The 15,475-nt window shown below is 39.4% G+C and carries 15 protein-coding genes; 7 read left to right on the top strand and 8 right to left on the bottom strand.

Translation table 11 applies throughout. The features are described from left to right. Positions 1-397: 397 nt before the first annotated feature. From ND6B_RS05520 to ND6B_RS05540, 6 genes are all read right to left on the bottom strand, one after another. Positions 398-1,009 (bottom strand): phage tail protein, encoded by a 612-nt coding sequence (locus ND6B_RS05520; protein ID WP_033103869.1) that lies wholly within the window; start codon positions 1,007-1,009, stop codon positions 398-400. A 428-nt stretch (positions 1,010-1,437) separates the two neighbouring features. Next, the gene (locus ND6B_RS20505; protein WP_268746948.1) at positions 1,438-1,566 is read right to left on the bottom strand and encodes a hypothetical protein; all 129 of its coding nucleotides are present in this window, start codon (positions 1,564-1,566) and stop codon (positions 1,438-1,440) included. A 158-nt stretch (positions 1,567-1,724) separates the two neighbouring features. Beyond that, positions 1,725-2,672 carry a methionyl-tRNA formyltransferase gene (locus tag ND6B_RS05525; protein ID WP_051686720.1) on the bottom strand — a complete coding sequence of 316 codons (948 nt, stop codon included), beginning with the start codon at positions 2,670-2,672 and terminating at the stop codon, positions 1,725-1,727. 1 nt (position 2,673) lies between these two features. Then, a complete protein-coding gene (locus tag ND6B_RS05530) occupies positions 2,674-3,567 on the bottom strand; it encodes a hypothetical protein (RefSeq protein WP_033103868.1) in 894 nt (297 codons plus the stop codon). 24 nt (positions 3,568-3,591) lie between these two features. Further along, complete coding sequence (locus tag ND6B_RS05535; RefSeq protein ID WP_051686721.1) at positions 3,592-3,921, bottom strand: hypothetical protein; 330 nt, start codon at positions 3,919-3,921, stop codon at positions 3,592-3,594. Positions 3,922-4,191: 270 nt separating this feature from the next. Further along, a complete protein-coding gene (locus ND6B_RS05540) occupies positions 4,192-5,250 on the bottom strand; it encodes a phytanoyl-CoA dioxygenase family protein (RefSeq protein ID WP_033103867.1) in 1,059 nt (352 codons plus the stop codon). 137 nt (positions 5,251-5,387) lie between these two features. Here ND6B_RS05540 and ND6B_RS05545 point away from each other — a divergent pair, with 137 nt between their 5' ends. The 5 genes from ND6B_RS05545 (at position 5,388) to ND6B_RS05565 (ending at position 9,624) form a co-directional block, all read left to right on the top strand. Beyond that, a complete protein-coding gene (locus tag ND6B_RS05545; protein ID WP_033103866.1) occupies positions 5,388-6,659 on the top strand; it encodes a class I SAM-dependent methyltransferase in 1,272 nt (423 codons plus the stop codon). Next, positions 6,656-7,210 (top strand): hypothetical protein, encoded by a 555-nt coding sequence (locus tag ND6B_RS05550; RefSeq protein ID WP_051686722.1) that lies wholly within the window; start codon positions 6,656-6,658, stop codon positions 7,208-7,210. The genes ND6B_RS05545 and ND6B_RS05550 overlap by 4 nt, the downstream gene beginning before the upstream one ends. A gap of 51 nt (positions 7,211-7,261) precedes the next feature. Then, on the top strand, positions 7,262-8,167 hold the full coding sequence (locus ND6B_RS05555; RefSeq protein ID WP_033103865.1) for a phytanoyl-CoA dioxygenase family protein: 906 nt from the start codon (positions 7,262-7,264) through the stop codon (positions 8,165-8,167). 90 nt (positions 8,168-8,257) lie between these two features. Beyond that, a complete protein-coding gene (locus ND6B_RS05560) occupies positions 8,258-9,055 on the top strand; it encodes a hypothetical protein (RefSeq protein ID WP_033103864.1) in 798 nt (265 codons plus the stop codon). Positions 9,056-9,237: 182 nt separating this feature from the next. Beyond that, positions 9,238-9,624, top strand: coding sequence for an MmcQ/YjbR family DNA-binding protein (locus tag ND6B_RS05565; protein WP_013464512.1), 387 nt, complete (start codon positions 9,238-9,240; stop codon positions 9,622-9,624). A 110-nt stretch (positions 9,625-9,734) separates the two neighbouring features. Here ND6B_RS05565 and fadJ read toward each other — a convergent pair whose 3' ends face one another. Beyond that, positions 9,735-11,927 carry a fatty acid oxidation complex subunit alpha FadJ gene (gene fadJ / locus ND6B_RS05570; protein WP_033103863.1) on the bottom strand — a complete coding sequence of 731 codons (2,193 nt, stop codon included), beginning with the start codon at positions 11,925-11,927 and terminating at the stop codon, positions 9,735-9,737. Further along, positions 11,927-13,237 carry an acetyl-CoA C-acyltransferase FadI gene (fadI, locus tag ND6B_RS05575; RefSeq protein WP_013464510.1) on the bottom strand — a complete coding sequence of 437 codons (1,311 nt, stop codon included), beginning with the start codon at positions 13,235-13,237 and terminating at the stop codon, positions 11,927-11,929. Before fadI ends, fadJ begins: the two co-directional genes overlap by 1 nt. A 330-nt stretch (positions 13,238-13,567) precedes the next feature. Between fadI and ND6B_RS05580 the strand changes: the two genes are divergently transcribed. Both ND6B_RS05580 and ND6B_RS05585 read left to right on the top strand, forming a co-directional pair. Further along, positions 13,568-14,524 (top strand): AAA family ATPase, encoded by a 957-nt coding sequence (locus tag ND6B_RS05580; RefSeq protein WP_013464508.1) that lies wholly within the window; start codon positions 13,568-13,570, stop codon positions 14,522-14,524. Positions 14,525-14,527: 3 nt separating this feature from the next. Beyond that, positions 14,528-15,472, top strand: a complete 945-nt coding sequence (locus ND6B_RS05585) for a DUF58 domain-containing protein (RefSeq protein WP_033103862.1) — start codon at positions 14,528-14,530, stop codon at positions 15,470-15,472. Positions 15,473-15,475 lie beyond the last annotated feature (3 nt).

The raw sequence follows: 15,475 nt of genomic DNA, 5'->3' as shown, positions 1-15,475 counted from the left end.
TTTGTAAAATTACGACACATACCTTGTCCTCTAGGGACCTGTGTTATTGTGGAAGATGTTGAATTGAAATGCATTACCTTAATCCTTAATATCAATACTCTTTAGGTACAAGCCTTTAACCATGGCTTTATAGAGCTACTTATACGCCGCCTATTATGTAAGCGTGCGACTAATTTAATTGCCTTTACTCATATGGAGCAATATACGGCTATTTTTTATAATTATCGTTAGTACAAAACTTCAATTGTAAACTGATTTTCCACTACCTTTATCTATTCAAAATGTATAAAAACACAACAACAAACTGTTCTTATCAAAATATTTATAATCGAGCACCATACAAAACATCAGTTGGCTCTACACAAAGCCAACTATTAAATTAATTACTATTAAATAATTAACTGCGTGACGGATAAATCCCCTGTAGGGCAATCAGCCAATTTAATGGCAATACAGGGTTCACTATTACTACAGGCGAATTATTACCTGTACTTCCAATAACCACGGTTCCTCCAGTACTGCCACCAGAAACTGTGAGTCCTTGAATCTCAGTCAGGGTTACTCCTCCCAACCCGGGTGATATATAGTTAGCGCTGGTACTACCTGCTGCTAAATATGAATTACTAACGGGCGTTTTTAGAACACCTTTATCGGTGGCTACTTCGAGTTTTCCCTTAATACTTGAATCACTGTTAGCCGTGAAAGCAGCTGTATGGGTGTGCTCTGGCAACTGGCTTTTATCAAGTATAACCCTCTCACTTCCCATTTTAATGCCCTGTTGATAGCTAAATCCCCCTGGCATAGTACCTTGTCCAACAGGACTGCGACCTCGCAAGTCAGGTATAGCAAACGTGGTGCGTCCATCACCACCGTATAAAGTACCGAGCAAAGAAAATAATGCTGCATTCTCGCTGATCGCTTGCACCTGTCCAAAACAGGTTGCCCAACTTTGAATCGTAAAAGTGCCGCCAAAAGTAGTCAGTGTGCCAATAAATGGTTCAGTTGCCATGTATAATTCCTTCATATTTTGTTTAAATGCTTTTTTATAAAACGCACTGTAGAGTGTATTTTATCGCTTCGGGAAATACCGCGGTCACGAGTTAGTCGCAATTAGTGCTTACATAAATCTAGGAACCACCATCACCTACTCAGTCACAAACACAGCGTGCTACGCCTATTAACACTTATCTAAACACACGGTACTGGTATCAATAACACATACGGTTAATTCAGCGGCATCGTCACTGGTAGGAAAGCGCCAATAAATCTCTGTAGTTCTATAGCGTAATAGTGTCATTTGTCCATATTTATCAAAGTAACTTGGAACTTCACAAACCCTATCATGAAAGTTTTCTAGCTTTTGATCTCCTAAAAATGTATCAGTAAAAATTCCATACCGAGTATTTCTATAATCGTGATCTCACTATTGACGATGGTCTACTCACCCGTGTCTTCACTCTGCATTATTTTTTCGGTTTTACTACTATCGGGGTAAATACCACCGTTAAAAGAATAAGCAATCAGCTCATACCCACCGCGGTTTGTTAGACCTATTTTTATATTCATACCTACCTCGCCTCTGAAGTAGTAATCAGATAATAGTTAAACCACAGGAATAACAAACTACATTGCCCTTACCGTAACCACGCCACATCACTTTATCTCAACTACACCATCATATTTATAGCTTATAAATTGTAAGTAAGTATTGACCTACTGCAAAATTATGCATCATTAATACAACTCATATTCTCCAATATTTGACCAGGCTCTAATGCAAATAGCAGTGCAAATCGATAGCCATCAAAGCCACCCTGTGATGTGCCAATGAAATCTAACTTAACGGCTCCATCATATGTTTTTATAATCAAACCTTGTTTTTTATCAAGCTCTACAACAGTACCAGGGCTGACCCCCTTTAATGTAGAATCGACTTTAGTTGCTTGTAGTAATTGAAAAGTACCTTCGTGAAATTGAAAAAGCGCACATAGGCTATCAAAATTACCCGCTCTTGCCATATTAACAATGTCGCGAGCGCTGTGTTTGTACCAATTAATAAATAAATCAAACTGCTGCAATGCAGGTGCTGGTTTAACGTTTTTTTGTTCTTGTTGACGCCACTGTAGTTTACTTTGCTCACTCAACTGAAAAAATTGCGAAACTAAATAAGGTAAGGCTTGATTTGTTTTTTGATATAAACACTGAATTGTGTCAAACGGGTGGATCTCTATATCAACATCCAATGCAATATCGCCACAGTCTAATTCTTCGGTTACTCTGTGCAATGTTAATTTGGTGAGTGTTTCACCATTTCTTAATTGCCAATAAAGTGGTTGTGGCCCTCTGTATTCAGGTAAAGGACTTGGGTGAATATTCATCAACTCACCATTGAAATACTGGATCAATGGCGCTCTTATTTTGTGTCTAAATAAATAAATCAACCCACAGTTGATAGCTAATCTATCTAATTGAGCAATCAGTGTTTCGTCTTGTGCTTTAACGTAAGATAACGTCGTTATACCTTGCTGTTGTAACCAATGTTGCAGTTGTATTAAATCGGGGTTCGGTTCACCCTCAACTAACACCACACAGCCTAATAAATTGCTTTGAAGTAAGTATTGAATTGCAGGTAGACTTTGGCAGCTACCTGTAAAGAAAGCTATTTTTTTCACTTTAATCACCCTGTACTTTGACAGGGACAAATCCTGGCAAACCAGTTAATTGATAATAAAACTGCACAGTATCACCGCTATTGGCAACAAAATGAGTGTGTTCAATATCTCTGGGTTTAACGTCTATATAAAATGTCATATCAGGCCTTGGGTGTGTAATCCCTGAGTCATACTGACCAATACTCTCATCTGCAAATGTATTGATATGCGTATAAATAGCTAAAACACGCTTATTCATATTTTGAATATTGCTGGGTAAAGTAATTTGGTTTGCAGGAATAACTTTTACGCCGTCCTGAAGCTCAAGTTCCTGCATATTTAACAACGTTGATTTGTTAATGCTTAAAATTTCACCGAGTTCAACTCTATCTTGCTGTGCGCTTTTATTAATAGTGATCGAATGACTGTAATCTACATCTTTCCATTGTTGATTAAACTCGGTTTCTCCTATCACCATCATGCCTTTCACTGAGACATTTTGTGGGATCATCCAACCATCAATGGTTAAAAATTGCACCAGATGTTTGGCAATACTTAGCTGCCCTTCTTTCGTGAAACCATGCTGCATTGCCTCTAGCACAAGAATATCTATCGACTCAGTAGGGTGATACTGGGTAGCATCAGCTTCTTCAATTCGCAAAACATAATCGCCAAGTTGTAAGTCTTTAACTAACTGCTGCAACGATAATATTGCCCCAGGGTGAACATCTACCAAAATTACGTTGACCTGCTTTGACGTAAATTTAGTACTCTCTTTATAGTAACTCAACAAAGGCAGCAGCAACGGTGCAAATGGGCCACAGGCGGGGTATAAAATGGTGATGGAAGATGAGTGCTTAAGCTTGCTTTCTATCGCTTGATCAATCCCAAGTGCATAACCTTGAATGCGATACACATCTTTTATGGTGTGTTTGCAGTTTTAAGGAGACATAATTAAACCAGAGCCTGACACATATTGCCGCGTTAGCTGCTCTTGGCTGAGCTGTGCTAATGCCATTGATTGCACAGCATGATCATACATAGACTCAAAAGCGCTCACTAATTGAAGGTGTTCGACTTGCGTGTCGCTCAATACCAAAGTCATTGTATCAACAAAGCTTTTTTGCAAAACTTGTTGGCGTTGTTCAGTTGTTAATTTAGATTTTAGAAGAGACTCAAGCTGGGTACGTATTGAATGTTTTAATAGCTCATCAATGTGGGGCTCTGCATATTCCAAACACGCTTTAGGATGAGAGCTATATGTTTTCATAATTAAGCATTTCCTTGGATTTTGATTACCATGTAAAATCTTCATTCGTTAATACTACATTCAGCTAACATTTTAACCCACAAGGCATAGAACGCAATTTTTTTTGCATAAATATCAATAATAGTTACTTTAAATAATAAACTAAGAAGAAATCACTAAATCATTGATTAAATGGCATTTATAAAAAACAATATGCCACAAACTTGCTGTAAAAAATATTACACTTTATTACACGGCATTGTTTGTTACTCATAGCGAGTCTTTAGCTACTTACTTTAATGGAGCCATGTTTATATATTGTACAATACGAGGTCTACTTCCCTTATTTGGACAACTACCGTGCGGTAATGTATGTCGCCAAACAATTAAGCTACCTGCTTTTGCCGCTAATGGAGTGCTGTGGCATTTATCGAAATTAAAAGAGTGTGGATTAGTATTTTTAGGTAAGTTAGCTAGCCAGTTATCTATTTTTTTATGAAAGCCAGGTACACAACTAAACGCACCTTGCTCAGCGGCAACGTCAGTAAGGTACAGTAATCCTTGCGTTGCAAAGGTGAGTGGTTTATTAAAGTTTATATCCCAGTGAAGATTTGGCCCAGGAAACTGCCAACTTTCTGTCTGCGGTGGATTAAAACTAAGTCTGTCAGTGCTTACTATTAAGTTTTTTCTCCCCCAAAGTTGCTCAAAAACACCTCGAACTTGAGGAAGAGAGCGTATAACTTGCATGGTTATATCATTAAATATTTGTACCATAACCCCCTGTTTATGCGCATGACAGCTATACCATGAAGCGGGGTTGTTTTTATCCATTTTTAAACGTTCATAAAGCATATTACAAACGTCTTCACATAATTTTTTTGGCACCAACGCTGGAATGATAACATAACCATTATCATCCCAGCTTTGCCAATGCACTGGCGTTAAAATATAGTGACGAGGCGTCTCTACTAATACTGTTTCATTTTTTATGTCTGTTTTCTCAAAAAATGAAACAATGTTTTTATTAAGCTGATTTATTTTTGCGTTTGAAATAGCTCTACCATGCGTTTTTTTTACCCAACTTTCAAATTCAAAAAAACTATCACTCGCAAAAATAGACTCTATAGTCGGTGTGAGCCCTAAGCCTAGAGTGTCCATTATCATGACATCAAGCGACCATTCGTTTTCTATTATTTTTTTATCCGCACAGCCTTGTTTTTGTAACTGTGCTTTGTGCCACATTCGCTTTAATTGAAATAGACCTAAGCCTCCAGTTTCTTTATAACAAGGAAGTGTGCTCTGCGCTATTGTGTCCGAAGGTGGCACTTTTACTATCAACTCATTTTGCATAATAACTCCTTTTCCTTACCTGATTTTAGGCAAGTAAAACTCCTTAAATTGATTTATTAACACAATCTAAACTTTATTAGAATAGAGTGCTATATTATTGCGAGCAACGATTTTTTTAGCTAAATACAGGGAGCGATATGGATACTGAGTTACTGAACAGATACCGTAATGCGGTTACACATTTGCTAAATGAGCCAGCCGATGCGGGGTTGATGAAGCCTTTTATCAACGATTTCAAAAATTACTTAGGGAATATTACGTCTATTTCAACTGACTTAGATATGAATGACTGGAATGATGAAAATACGTCCCAAGGCGTTGCAATTTCTCCTGTACAAGCAGCTAAATGCACTGAAGAGACTCTTCGCACACAAATATTTATGCAAGGTATTAAGCTCGCCATTGAAGAACGTTTAAAGGCAAAGACTGATGATATTCATATTCTTTATGCTGGTACGGGGCCTTATGGCACGTTACTTATTCCTTACTTAAGTCTTGCCACAAACTCACGTATAAAAGTCACACTCATTGACATTCACCCAGAAAACATCAGTGCAATTAAAAAGCTAGTAAAGCACTTTTCAATCACCCAAAACATTGTTGCAATTACATGTGATGACGCAACTTGTTGGCAAGCGCCCCCCTCTCAGCAATTTGACATCATTATTTCAGAAACTATGACAGCGCTATTAAAGCGAGAGCCTCAAGTGTTCATTTTCTCTCATTTATGCCAATACTTGCATAATACTGGCACCTTAATCCCACAAAATGTTTCTTTAAAGGCATGGCTAACACCTTTTAAATCTTTAATGTCTGCAGAAGCTAATACTACAGATGACATACTCCTAAAAGAGTTTTATTGCTTAAACATCGACGAAGCAAGGCGTTTAAATGCAGGAGACGCATCTTCTTTCAAAGGCAATATGCTGATCCCAAATGACGTTGATATTAATTACAGACTCAAACTAACAACCGACATTCAAGTATACAAACACCATAAACTAACGGAAAATCAATGTAGTTTAAATATACCGCTTATTTTTTTACCTCATGATGCGCAGCTTCGTGGCGGTGAAGCTATTCATTATGAATACATAACACCTAACAATGCAGACTTTATATTTACATTCCCAATAAAAAACACGATTAAAACGATGAATGAATTGGCAAGATTTACAGTTCTCAATAACTTGGGATTGCCTGGTGTAAAGCGTATGTTTGAGCATGCGCAAGCAGCTAAATCCGGTCACCCTTTTAGTATTGCCGACGATGAATGGGCATTATGGACAGAGCTACTAGATTCATTAACGCTGCCGTACCATGAAACAACGGCAGCACTTTATCAAAGTCAACGTATTGAAGAATTTGAACATTGGCTAGTCACTAACAGTAATCTCAAATCATTATGACTATTAGCACTGAACACAATACAGATAAGCAGTTAACTGAGGTTGAAAATATTTTAGCCTTTCTTACTGATATAGGTATAAACCACCGGTATGAAACGTTAAACGAAAAGACTTTTTTACCTGGCCTTAAGCTAGAAAAAGGCGTTTTATTGCTTGATTTTGTCAATGGGTTCTATCCTGGTGATATCCTCCATGAGGCTGGGCATATTGCTGTCTGCGAGCCAATTTTTAGGCCCCTATTAGATGCTGACTTTTATAAGAATGGCTTGCTTGCGGGCAGAGAGAAACAAACTATGCACGCAGAAGAAATGGCCGCGACAGCTTGGGCTGTTGCTGCAGCGACTCACTTGTCATTACCACTAAGTATTATTTTTCACGATGACTCATACAAAGGCGCTAATAATTCATTAAAACATGCTTTTGAAAATGGGAAAGGCTTTGGATTTCCATTATTACAAGCATGGCAAATGACTTGCCCAAACAAAGGTTACCCTGTAATGGTCAAGTGGATCAGAGACTGTCGCTGGATAGAAACGCTTCCAAATATATAGTTTGCAAAAAACGGATAAACTTTGTTTAAAATAAAAAGGACAATTTAATTTATGAAAATATCCTCAAATAAACATGACTTTTTCCTAAAAAACGGTTTTGTTCACTTTGAAAATGCACTTTCGATAACATTACTTAAAAAATTACAACGTTTTTCAGATAAATTAGAAGCATTAGCACTAGAGAATTTTCACAATGGGCAAGTCAATAATCAATGTTGTATCTCAACAGACTCAGGTTTGCCTCGTCTTTTTCGTTATAACGACTTACTATTCGAGTCACCTGAATTAATAATTGAACTATTAGCTAGCCCACCACTCATCGAAGTTTATAAAGAATTGGTAGGAGATGGCGCAGTCCCCTTGCAATTAGATGTAGCTTATAAATACCCGTACCCACACCCTCATATTACTTGGCATCAGGATGCTCCTCATTCTAGGCAATATCCTTATTTAAATATTGGTATATACCTTGATGACGCTCTTTTAGAAGATGGCTGTTTACGCTACGTACCAAATACCCAGCATAAAGTTTTAGATATTTACGCACTTTCCAATCAATATGGGTGGGATATTCCTAATGTAGTACAACAACCCGCTAAAGCAGGTGACATCATAGTTCATGACATAATGGTTTTACATAGTTCAGGAGTAAAGCGCAGCCAAGGTGCAAGAAGAACACTGTATGTTGAATTAAGGCCAATTTTAGGGATTACCGAAAGTGGAAAACAAACTAAGGAGTGGGCCGAACTGAGAAAACAATGGATGGCACATGTAATTAAAGCGGCAGATCCAAGCAGTATTTCGCAAGCTTGGCATGAATTTTACGGCGAACCTAAATACGATTTAAGTACCTTGGTTAAGCTCATTAAAGCCAAGCCTGAAGCACCCATCCCTTCGATTCATGCCCATAAAAATGTAGTTCATCCAAATTACCCTACTCCCAAGGATTTACGCTAATATCACATATAATTTGAAAATATTCATTTTCTCATTAGGGTCTGTTGACCTTTCAGGACTAAAATTAAACAATCTCTTAAAGGAATATACGTGCTTGATGAACACTTTACGCCAGAACAACGTGCATTGATATGCGCTGATCTAGCTCATTTACGCTTATTAGCTGATTTAAAACTTGCACCATCAAATCCTTACTTTGCAGAAAAACCTTACCCTATTGGCCGCTGTAGAGAAATACGCGATGAGGTATTTACACTACTGCAAACGGAATTACCTACCACTAAAAAACCTGGGCTCAATTTATTAAAAAATCTAATTGTACAAGGTAACTCTTTACAAAAAGCATGGGGCTCACTGCGAGATGAATACTTTCAAAACGCATTGATACTTGGTCCTTGGTATATTGATGTTGCTAACGACACCGTAAATGCCAATAAACCTAGAATAGAGATTTTATCCTTAGCTACCTCAAACTTTACATCAATAAAGGATTTTGATCAGTTTGTAAAAATAGCTCGTCGCTATTGGAAGGTTGAAGTGTATAGAAATGATGTATGCCCAGCGCTTGCACCTTATATGCCGCTACTTTGTGTAGGTGAAAATGGGATAAGTTGGTTGGCAGCAGCTAATGATGAAATGCTCAATGTAGCTATTAATAGCAATTTTGAAGAATCTAAACGTATTTTGAACTCTTTACCCTGCGCGCCCGTAAAAGTCAGAGATCGCTGGAAGAAAGTATTAACCAATTTTAGCCATGATGATTTTTTGTTAAGTGTTGGAGACCCAGTAACGTATTGCATTATGTATGGTCAACACTCGTACCAACCAGATCTGGCAAAACGTGACGCTGCTGTTATTGCATACTTATCTTTACCTAAATGCGTTTAATTAATATTCAATGAAGGCTATTTTTACGTGCTTCAAGTTCCGGTACAAATACGGGTTTAAATAATGGTGACTATTTTAGCCATTAAATTAAGAAATAATAAGCTCAAGTAATATTTCATGCCACAAAGCTAATGAAATAATGCTATGGTTGAGTTATCGATTATGACCTCAAGGAATGGCTCATGAACCAACAAACTGTACATACCTATTTAATGAACAAGCCGTTAGTTAAACTAACCCAGCCTTTTGCTAAAGATGTTGATGTGTATAAAGTAAATCATAAAATGTTTGCCACTCTTGCACTTAGCAATGAGGGTGAAACCGATGAAAATGGCGAACCTATTTGGTGGCTAAACTTAAAGTGCGATCCTGATGAGGCGCAATCATTACGAGATATTTTCCCTGCCGTTATTCCTGGTTATCATATGAATAAACGCCTTTGGAATACCGTGATTTTAGATGGCTCAGTACCACAGGGTGAAATTGAGCGTATGATTGATAACTCGTTTAATTTGGTGGTCGACAACATGCCTGATAAAGATAAAAAGGCCATTGAAGCGTTACTGTAAATAAGCGTCCAGACGCAACTTTTACCAATTCGATTGATTAAGTATTATTGTTGATTATCGAACACAAAAAAGCCGCATAATTTGCGGCTTTTTTAGGTTAACTTAAAACATTAATCTTTCTGTTCAGTCGTCTCATTTTGAGTGTCAGTTGATTTATCATCATCTTGCGCTATCTCAATTTCAGCTTTTTTAGCGGCTGTAGTGTAAAACTTATCGCCCTTGTCAGCCATTGCAAGTAAAGTATCACAAGGTGTAAAAATAGCGTTGCTGTTAGCCAGAGTAGACATATCAGAGCTTATTTTACCTGCGCCTAATTTATCCATGTAGCTAAACGGGCCACCTAGGAATGGTGGGAAACCAATACCAAAAATAGCACCAATATCACCATCACGCGGGCTGGCAATAATACCGTCATCTAAACAGCGAACGGCCTCATTAAGCATTTGTGAGATACAACGCTTAGCAATTTCGTTTTTATTTAAACGTGGAGCTGGGGTTACACCTAGTAGCTCATAGACTGACTCATCAACCTTTTTGCCTTTCTTGTCGTATTCATAAAAACCACGACCCGTTTTACGGCCTAAGCGTTTTGAATCAATCATACGCGAGAAAGCATCTGGGCCTTTAAAACGCTCACCGAGTTCTTTTTCAAGAATTGGCGCGATTTTAGAACCAATATCAATACCGACTTCATCAAGCAGTGCCAACGGCCCTACTGGAAAACCAAACTCGACTAAGGCTGCGTCAATTTTTTCAATTGGCTCACCGGCAAGCATTAAGTTTGCCGCCTCATTCAGGTATGGCGCTAAAATACGGTTTACGTAAAAACCGGCCATGTCTTTTACCACAATTGGCGTTTTACCTTGCTTACGCGCAAAGTTAACTACACGAGCAATCGTTTCTTTTGAGGTGCCTTCGTGAGGAATAATTTCTACCAGTGGCATTTTCTCTACTGGTGAGAAATAATGTAAACCAATTACATTTTCAGGACGCGCTGCTTTAGCTGCAATTTGCGAAATAGGTAATGACGAAGTATTACTTGCGAAAATAGTATTCGCTTGGCAATGCTGCTCTACATCAGCAACCATACCTTGCTTAAGCTCTAAATCTTCAAATACGGCTTCTATCACTAAATCTATGTGTTTAAAACCGCTGTAATCGGTAGTGCCGGTAATGCGGTTCATCGTTAACTGCATATCGGCTTTAGACATAATACGGCGTTTAAGACGCTTATCTAAAATTTTGTATGTGTAGTTCATGGCATTACTTATGCCCTGCTCTGCCACATCTTTAATACGGACCGGCAATTTAGCTTTGACCGCACTCACATGGGCAATACCTGCGCCCATTAAGCCACCACCTAACACGGCAGTTTTACTAATCGCGGGAGCATCATCATTGCGCCATTCTTTTTTCATTTCAGTGGTTGCAAAGAAAATACCGCGCAGCGCTTTAGACTCATCACTCATTACCAATGTGGCAAAACCTTCTGCTTCGGTTTTATACGCTTTCATTTCATCAAGCTCTACGCTTGCACGTACCGCTTTAATAATTGCAAGCGGCGCAGGGTAATGACCACCGGTTTTTTTAAGAACGTTTTCTTTAGCTTTTTTAAAGATAAAGTTACGACCAAATGGGTTTGACTCTAATAGCTGACTGATCTTATCAAGTTTAGGCTCTTTAGCTTGTGGCTTTTTCTTTGCCGCAAACTCTTTGGCCACTTTTAGCAGTACGCTTTGTGGTACACAATCATCCAATACACCGGCTTTTTTAGCTTGTTTAGGACAAATTTGTTTTCCGGTTAGCATCCACTCAAGGGCTTTTTGAATGCCCACGATTTTAGTTAAGCGCTGTGTACCACCACCGCCAGGTAATAAACCTAGTTGTACTTCTGGTAAACCAATTTTAGTTAAATCGCTATCTGTACCTACGCGGTAATCACAGGCTAAAGCAAATTCTAAACCGCCACCAAGCGCTGCGCCATGTATAGCACTAACTGTGGTGTACGGAAGCTTTTTCATATCAAAAAATGCTTGATGGCATAATTCGCTAATAGCTAATGCATCTTCACGCTTTTGCACGCTGTCTAGCATTTTAACATCGGCACCAGCAATAAAGTTATCGCTTTTACCACTAATAAATACCATACCTTTAACTGCGTGCTCTTTAGCTTGTGCTAATAATGCTTTTAAATCATCAGCAAAGCTATCTCGCAGGGTATTCATTTTCTCACCCGGCACATCAATGGTCACTACGGCTATTTTGTTATCATCAACCGTTAAATTAAATACTGAATCTGTCATTACGCACTCTCCAATACAAAGGCTGCACCTAAACCACCCGCAGCACAGGCAGTCGTTAACGCTAAACCACCGCCACGACGCTTAAGCTCGTATAAACTTTGTGTAATTAAACGCGCGCCGGTTGCCGCAAATGGATGACCATATGCAAGCGAGCCGCCGTTCACGTTAAACTTATCCATGTTAATTTCACCTATGGCTTTATTACGCCCTAAGTGCTCTTGTGCAAATTTATCTGAAGCAAACATTTTCATATTCGCTAAGGTTTGCGATGCAAACGCTTCGTGCATTTCAATTAGATCTAAATCGGCTAACGTAATACCTGCTCTATCAAGTGCGATAGGCGTTGAGTGAGCCGGCCCCATTAGCATGTCTTTTTCTACGCCAATCGCTGAAAACGCAAAACTGCGTACGTAGCCTAAAATTTCGTAACCCAATGCTTTTGCTTTGCTTTCGCTCATCATTAACACTGCGGCTGCGCCATCGGTTAATGGGGTTGCATTGGCTGCAGTGACTGAGCCGTGTTGACGGTCAAATACCGGCTTAAGCTTGGCATAACCTTCAACCGTTGAGTTTTTACGAATATTGTTATCTTCTTCAATAAAGCTTTTATAAGGCGGTAAATGAGCCGTCATTACTTCATCTTTAAGCTTGCCATCAGCCCAGGCTTGAGTTGCCAGTGAGTGAGAACGATGCGCTAAGGCATCTTGATCTTCACGGCTAATGTTATGGGTTTTAGCCATTTGCTCGGCTGTTTGTCCCATTGATAAACCCGTTGAGTACTCAGCAACCGCTGGCGGCACTGGCAATAAATCTTTTAAACGTAGTTTTGAGAATATTTTTAAACGCTGACCAAGCGTACGTGCTTTGTTTAAATCAACTAAGCTACCCGCTAATTTTTTACTTACACCAATTGGCAATACAGATGATGAATCGGCACCACCGGCAATACCTACGCTTACAGAGCCTGCCATAATTGATTCGGCAACGTTTGCTATCGCTTGAAAACTCGTCGCACAAGCACGCGATACAGAGTACGCATCAACCGATACTGGCATCCCAGTACCCAATACAATTTCACGCGCAATATTTGGCGCTTCTGGCATTTGTACTACTTGCCCAAAAACCAATTGATCGATTTCTGACTTGTCGAAATTTAATCGCTCAAGCATTTCATTAACTACTAACTTACCCATATCCAACGCTGGTACATGGTGGAACGCAGTCGCTTGCTTAGCAAAAGGAGTACGTAAGCCGCTTACGATGGCAATACGGTCGCCTTTTGGTGTTTTAAGTATGTTTTGCTCAGACATTTATTATTCTCTCCCGCTGACAGGTCAGACCTGTATGTTTTCTCCGATTCTAAACAACCCGTGTGATAAAGCCAATAGATAAAGGTAAATTAATACAAAAGCGCCATTGTAAATCACTACATACATTGTATGAGGGTAATACAATAGGCTTTTTTAGCTGGTTTTACAAAGTTTTATGTTAGGCTAAAAAATCGTTAAAAAATAACGAACTATTTTTAAAAAATCAGTCTAACTCTTGAGTTATCCACTTATAAACCTTATAACTAGCTCAGTATTTGTTACCTAACCAATTTAGGTATTATTTAAGCTGACGAGGACAGTCCACTTATTATGGCAGCTAACGCATTTTCACAATTAAAAACGTATTTAGACACCCAAATTATTGGCCAGCCTGCGCTCACTCAAGCACTATTAATTGCTATTTTAGCCGATGGTCATTTATTAGTTGAAGGCCCACCGGGGCTTGCAAAAACACGCGCTGTTAATGCCTTAGCAAAAGGTATTGAAGGCTCGTTTCAGCGTGTTCAGTTTACCCCAGATTTATTACCAGCCGATGTGACCGGCACCGATATTTATCGCCAACAAACCAGTGAGTTTGTGTTTGAAAAAGGCCCTTTATTTCATAACCTTATTTTAGCGGACGAAATAAACCGAGCACCAGCAAAAGTACAATCGGCTCTACTAGAAGCAATGGCCGAGCGCCAAGTCACGGTGGGCAAAAACACCTATCCACTCAGTGACCTGTTTTTAGTGATGGCAACACAAAATCCGCTTGAGCAAGAAGGTACTTACCCGCTACCAGAAGCACAATTAGACCGTTTCTTAATGCACCTAAGTATTAATTACCCAGGTGCTGAGCATGAGCTTGATATTTTACGTTTGACCCGTGGTGAAGCACTTAATGATGAAGCCCCAGTGCTTGAGCAAATTTCACAACCCGATTTGTTTGCTGCGCGAAAAGCAATTTTAGGTCTGTATTTGGCCGAGCCATTAGAGCAGTACCTAGTTCAGTTGATTATTGCTACTCGAGAAGGCGCAAACTTAGATGAGCAACTTGGCCGCTGGATTGAATACGGCGCCAGCCCACGTGCCACGATTGCTTTGGATAAGTGTGCCCGCGCTCATGCGTGGCTAAGTGGCCGTGATTTTGTATCACCTGACGATATACAAGCTGTTGTGCATAATGTATTACGCCATCGCATTATTCTAAGTTACGAAGCACAGGCCGATGGTATTACTAAAGATCAGGTCATTAGCCGTATTGTTGAACTAGTTGCTGTACCTTAAGTTATGCAAACACACGTTGATTCTCAGGCATGGCTTAAATTAAGCCATAGCCACGGTGTTAATTTATCGCTTAAAGAGCTGATGTATTATAAAGCAAAAGCGCAACTGCTTGAGCTGGCACCTAAAGTTAGAATAAAAAACACCTTAGCAGGGCAATACCTTGCGCCCCACAAAGGCCGAGGTATGGAATTTGCCGAAGTGCGTCACTATCAAAACGGTGACGATATACGCTCTATTGATTGGCGCGTTACCGCGCGCACAGGCGAAACCCACACTAAACTTTTTCAAGAGGAAAAAGAGCGCCCGGTATTTGTGTTTACTGACTTTTCAAACTCAATGCTATTTGGCTCGCAATTACTGTTAAAATCGGTGCAAGCAGCACATATTAGCGCCTTAGTTGCGTGGTCAGCGTGTCAGCGTAGCGACAGAATTGGCGGTATTGTGTTTAATCAGCACTCGCATTTAGAGCTAAAACCCAGCGCTCGTGAAAAAGCGGTATTAAAACTATGCCATAATTTATGCGATGCGCATCAGCTGGCTCTTGAGAACATTGATAAGCCGGCCGCGAATAATTTTAGCGATAACCTCAAACGTTTAAATCACTTAGCTAAGCCCGGTAGTTTGGTTTATATCGTGTCTGATTTTAACGCCTTGGATGACGCCAGCTTCAAGCAACTGGAACTTTTGGCGCGTCATTGCGAACTGATTGGGTGTCATATTAGCGACCCCTTTGAACATCAATTACCTGCTTTTAAACAAACGGTAACCGTCAGTGCTAATAATCAGCAATTTGCCCTGCCCTTAATGGACAAGAGCTTTAGACAACGATTTGCCAAAAATGCCGAGCACGCATTTAGCGCGCGCATTAATCGCTTAACAAAGTCTGGACTCACCCTATTATCATTTGATGCAGCCACTGCGCTGGAACTGCAATTAGTGAGAAAATAAATC

It is taken from the genome of Pseudoalteromonas sp. ND6B (assembly GCF_000764215.1).
GTDB classification, from domain to species: Bacteria; Pseudomonadota; Gammaproteobacteria; order Enterobacterales; family Alteromonadaceae; genus Pseudoalteromonas; species Pseudoalteromonas tetraodonis.
The sequence above is the reverse complement of the archived record's forward strand: the minus strand, read 5'-3'. Positions and strand labels throughout refer to the sequence as shown.

What these genes read in the sequence shown, in the direction of transcription:
- ND6B_RS05520 (WP_033103869.1), bottom strand. Translation starts at nt 1,009, where the DNA reads ATGGCAACTGAACCATTTATTGGCACACTGACTACTTTTGGCGGCACT.
- ND6B_RS20505 (WP_268746948.1), bottom strand. Translation starts at nt 1,566, where the DNA reads ATGAATATAAAAATAGGTCTAACAAACCGCGGTGGGTATGAGCTGATT.
- ND6B_RS05535 (WP_051686721.1), bottom strand. Translation starts at nt 3,921, where the DNA reads ATGAAAACATATAGCTCTCATCCTAAAGCGTGTTTGGAATATGCAGAG.
- ND6B_RS05540 (WP_033103867.1), bottom strand. Translation starts at nt 5,250, where the DNA reads ATGCAAAATGAGTTGATAGTAAAAGTGCCACCTTCGGACACAATAGCG.
- ND6B_RS05545 (WP_033103866.1), top strand. Translation starts at nt 5,388, where the DNA reads ATGGATACTGAGTTACTGAACAGATACCGTAATGCGGTTACACATTTG.
- ND6B_RS05550 (WP_051686722.1), top strand. Translation starts at nt 6,656, where the DNA reads ATGACTATTAGCACTGAACACAATACAGATAAGCAGTTAACTGAGGTT.
- ND6B_RS05555 (WP_033103865.1), top strand. Translation starts at nt 7,262, where the DNA reads ATGAAAATATCCTCAAATAAACATGACTTTTTCCTAAAAAACGGTTTT.
- ND6B_RS05565 (WP_013464512.1), top strand. Translation starts at nt 9,238, where the DNA reads ATGAACCAACAAACTGTACATACCTATTTAATGAACAAGCCGTTAGTT.
- fadJ (WP_033103863.1), bottom strand. Translation starts at nt 11,927, where the DNA reads ATGACAGATTCAGTATTTAATTTAACGGTTGATGATAACAAAATAGCC.
- fadI (WP_013464510.1), bottom strand. Translation starts at nt 13,237, where the DNA reads ATGTCTGAGCAAAACATACTTAAAACACCAAAAGGCGACCGTATTGCC.
- ND6B_RS05580 (WP_013464508.1), top strand. Translation starts at nt 13,568, where the DNA reads ATGGCAGCTAACGCATTTTCACAATTAAAAACGTATTTAGACACCCAA.
- ND6B_RS05585 (WP_033103862.1), top strand. Translation starts at nt 14,528, where the DNA reads ATGCAAACACACGTTGATTCTCAGGCATGGCTTAAATTAAGCCATAGC.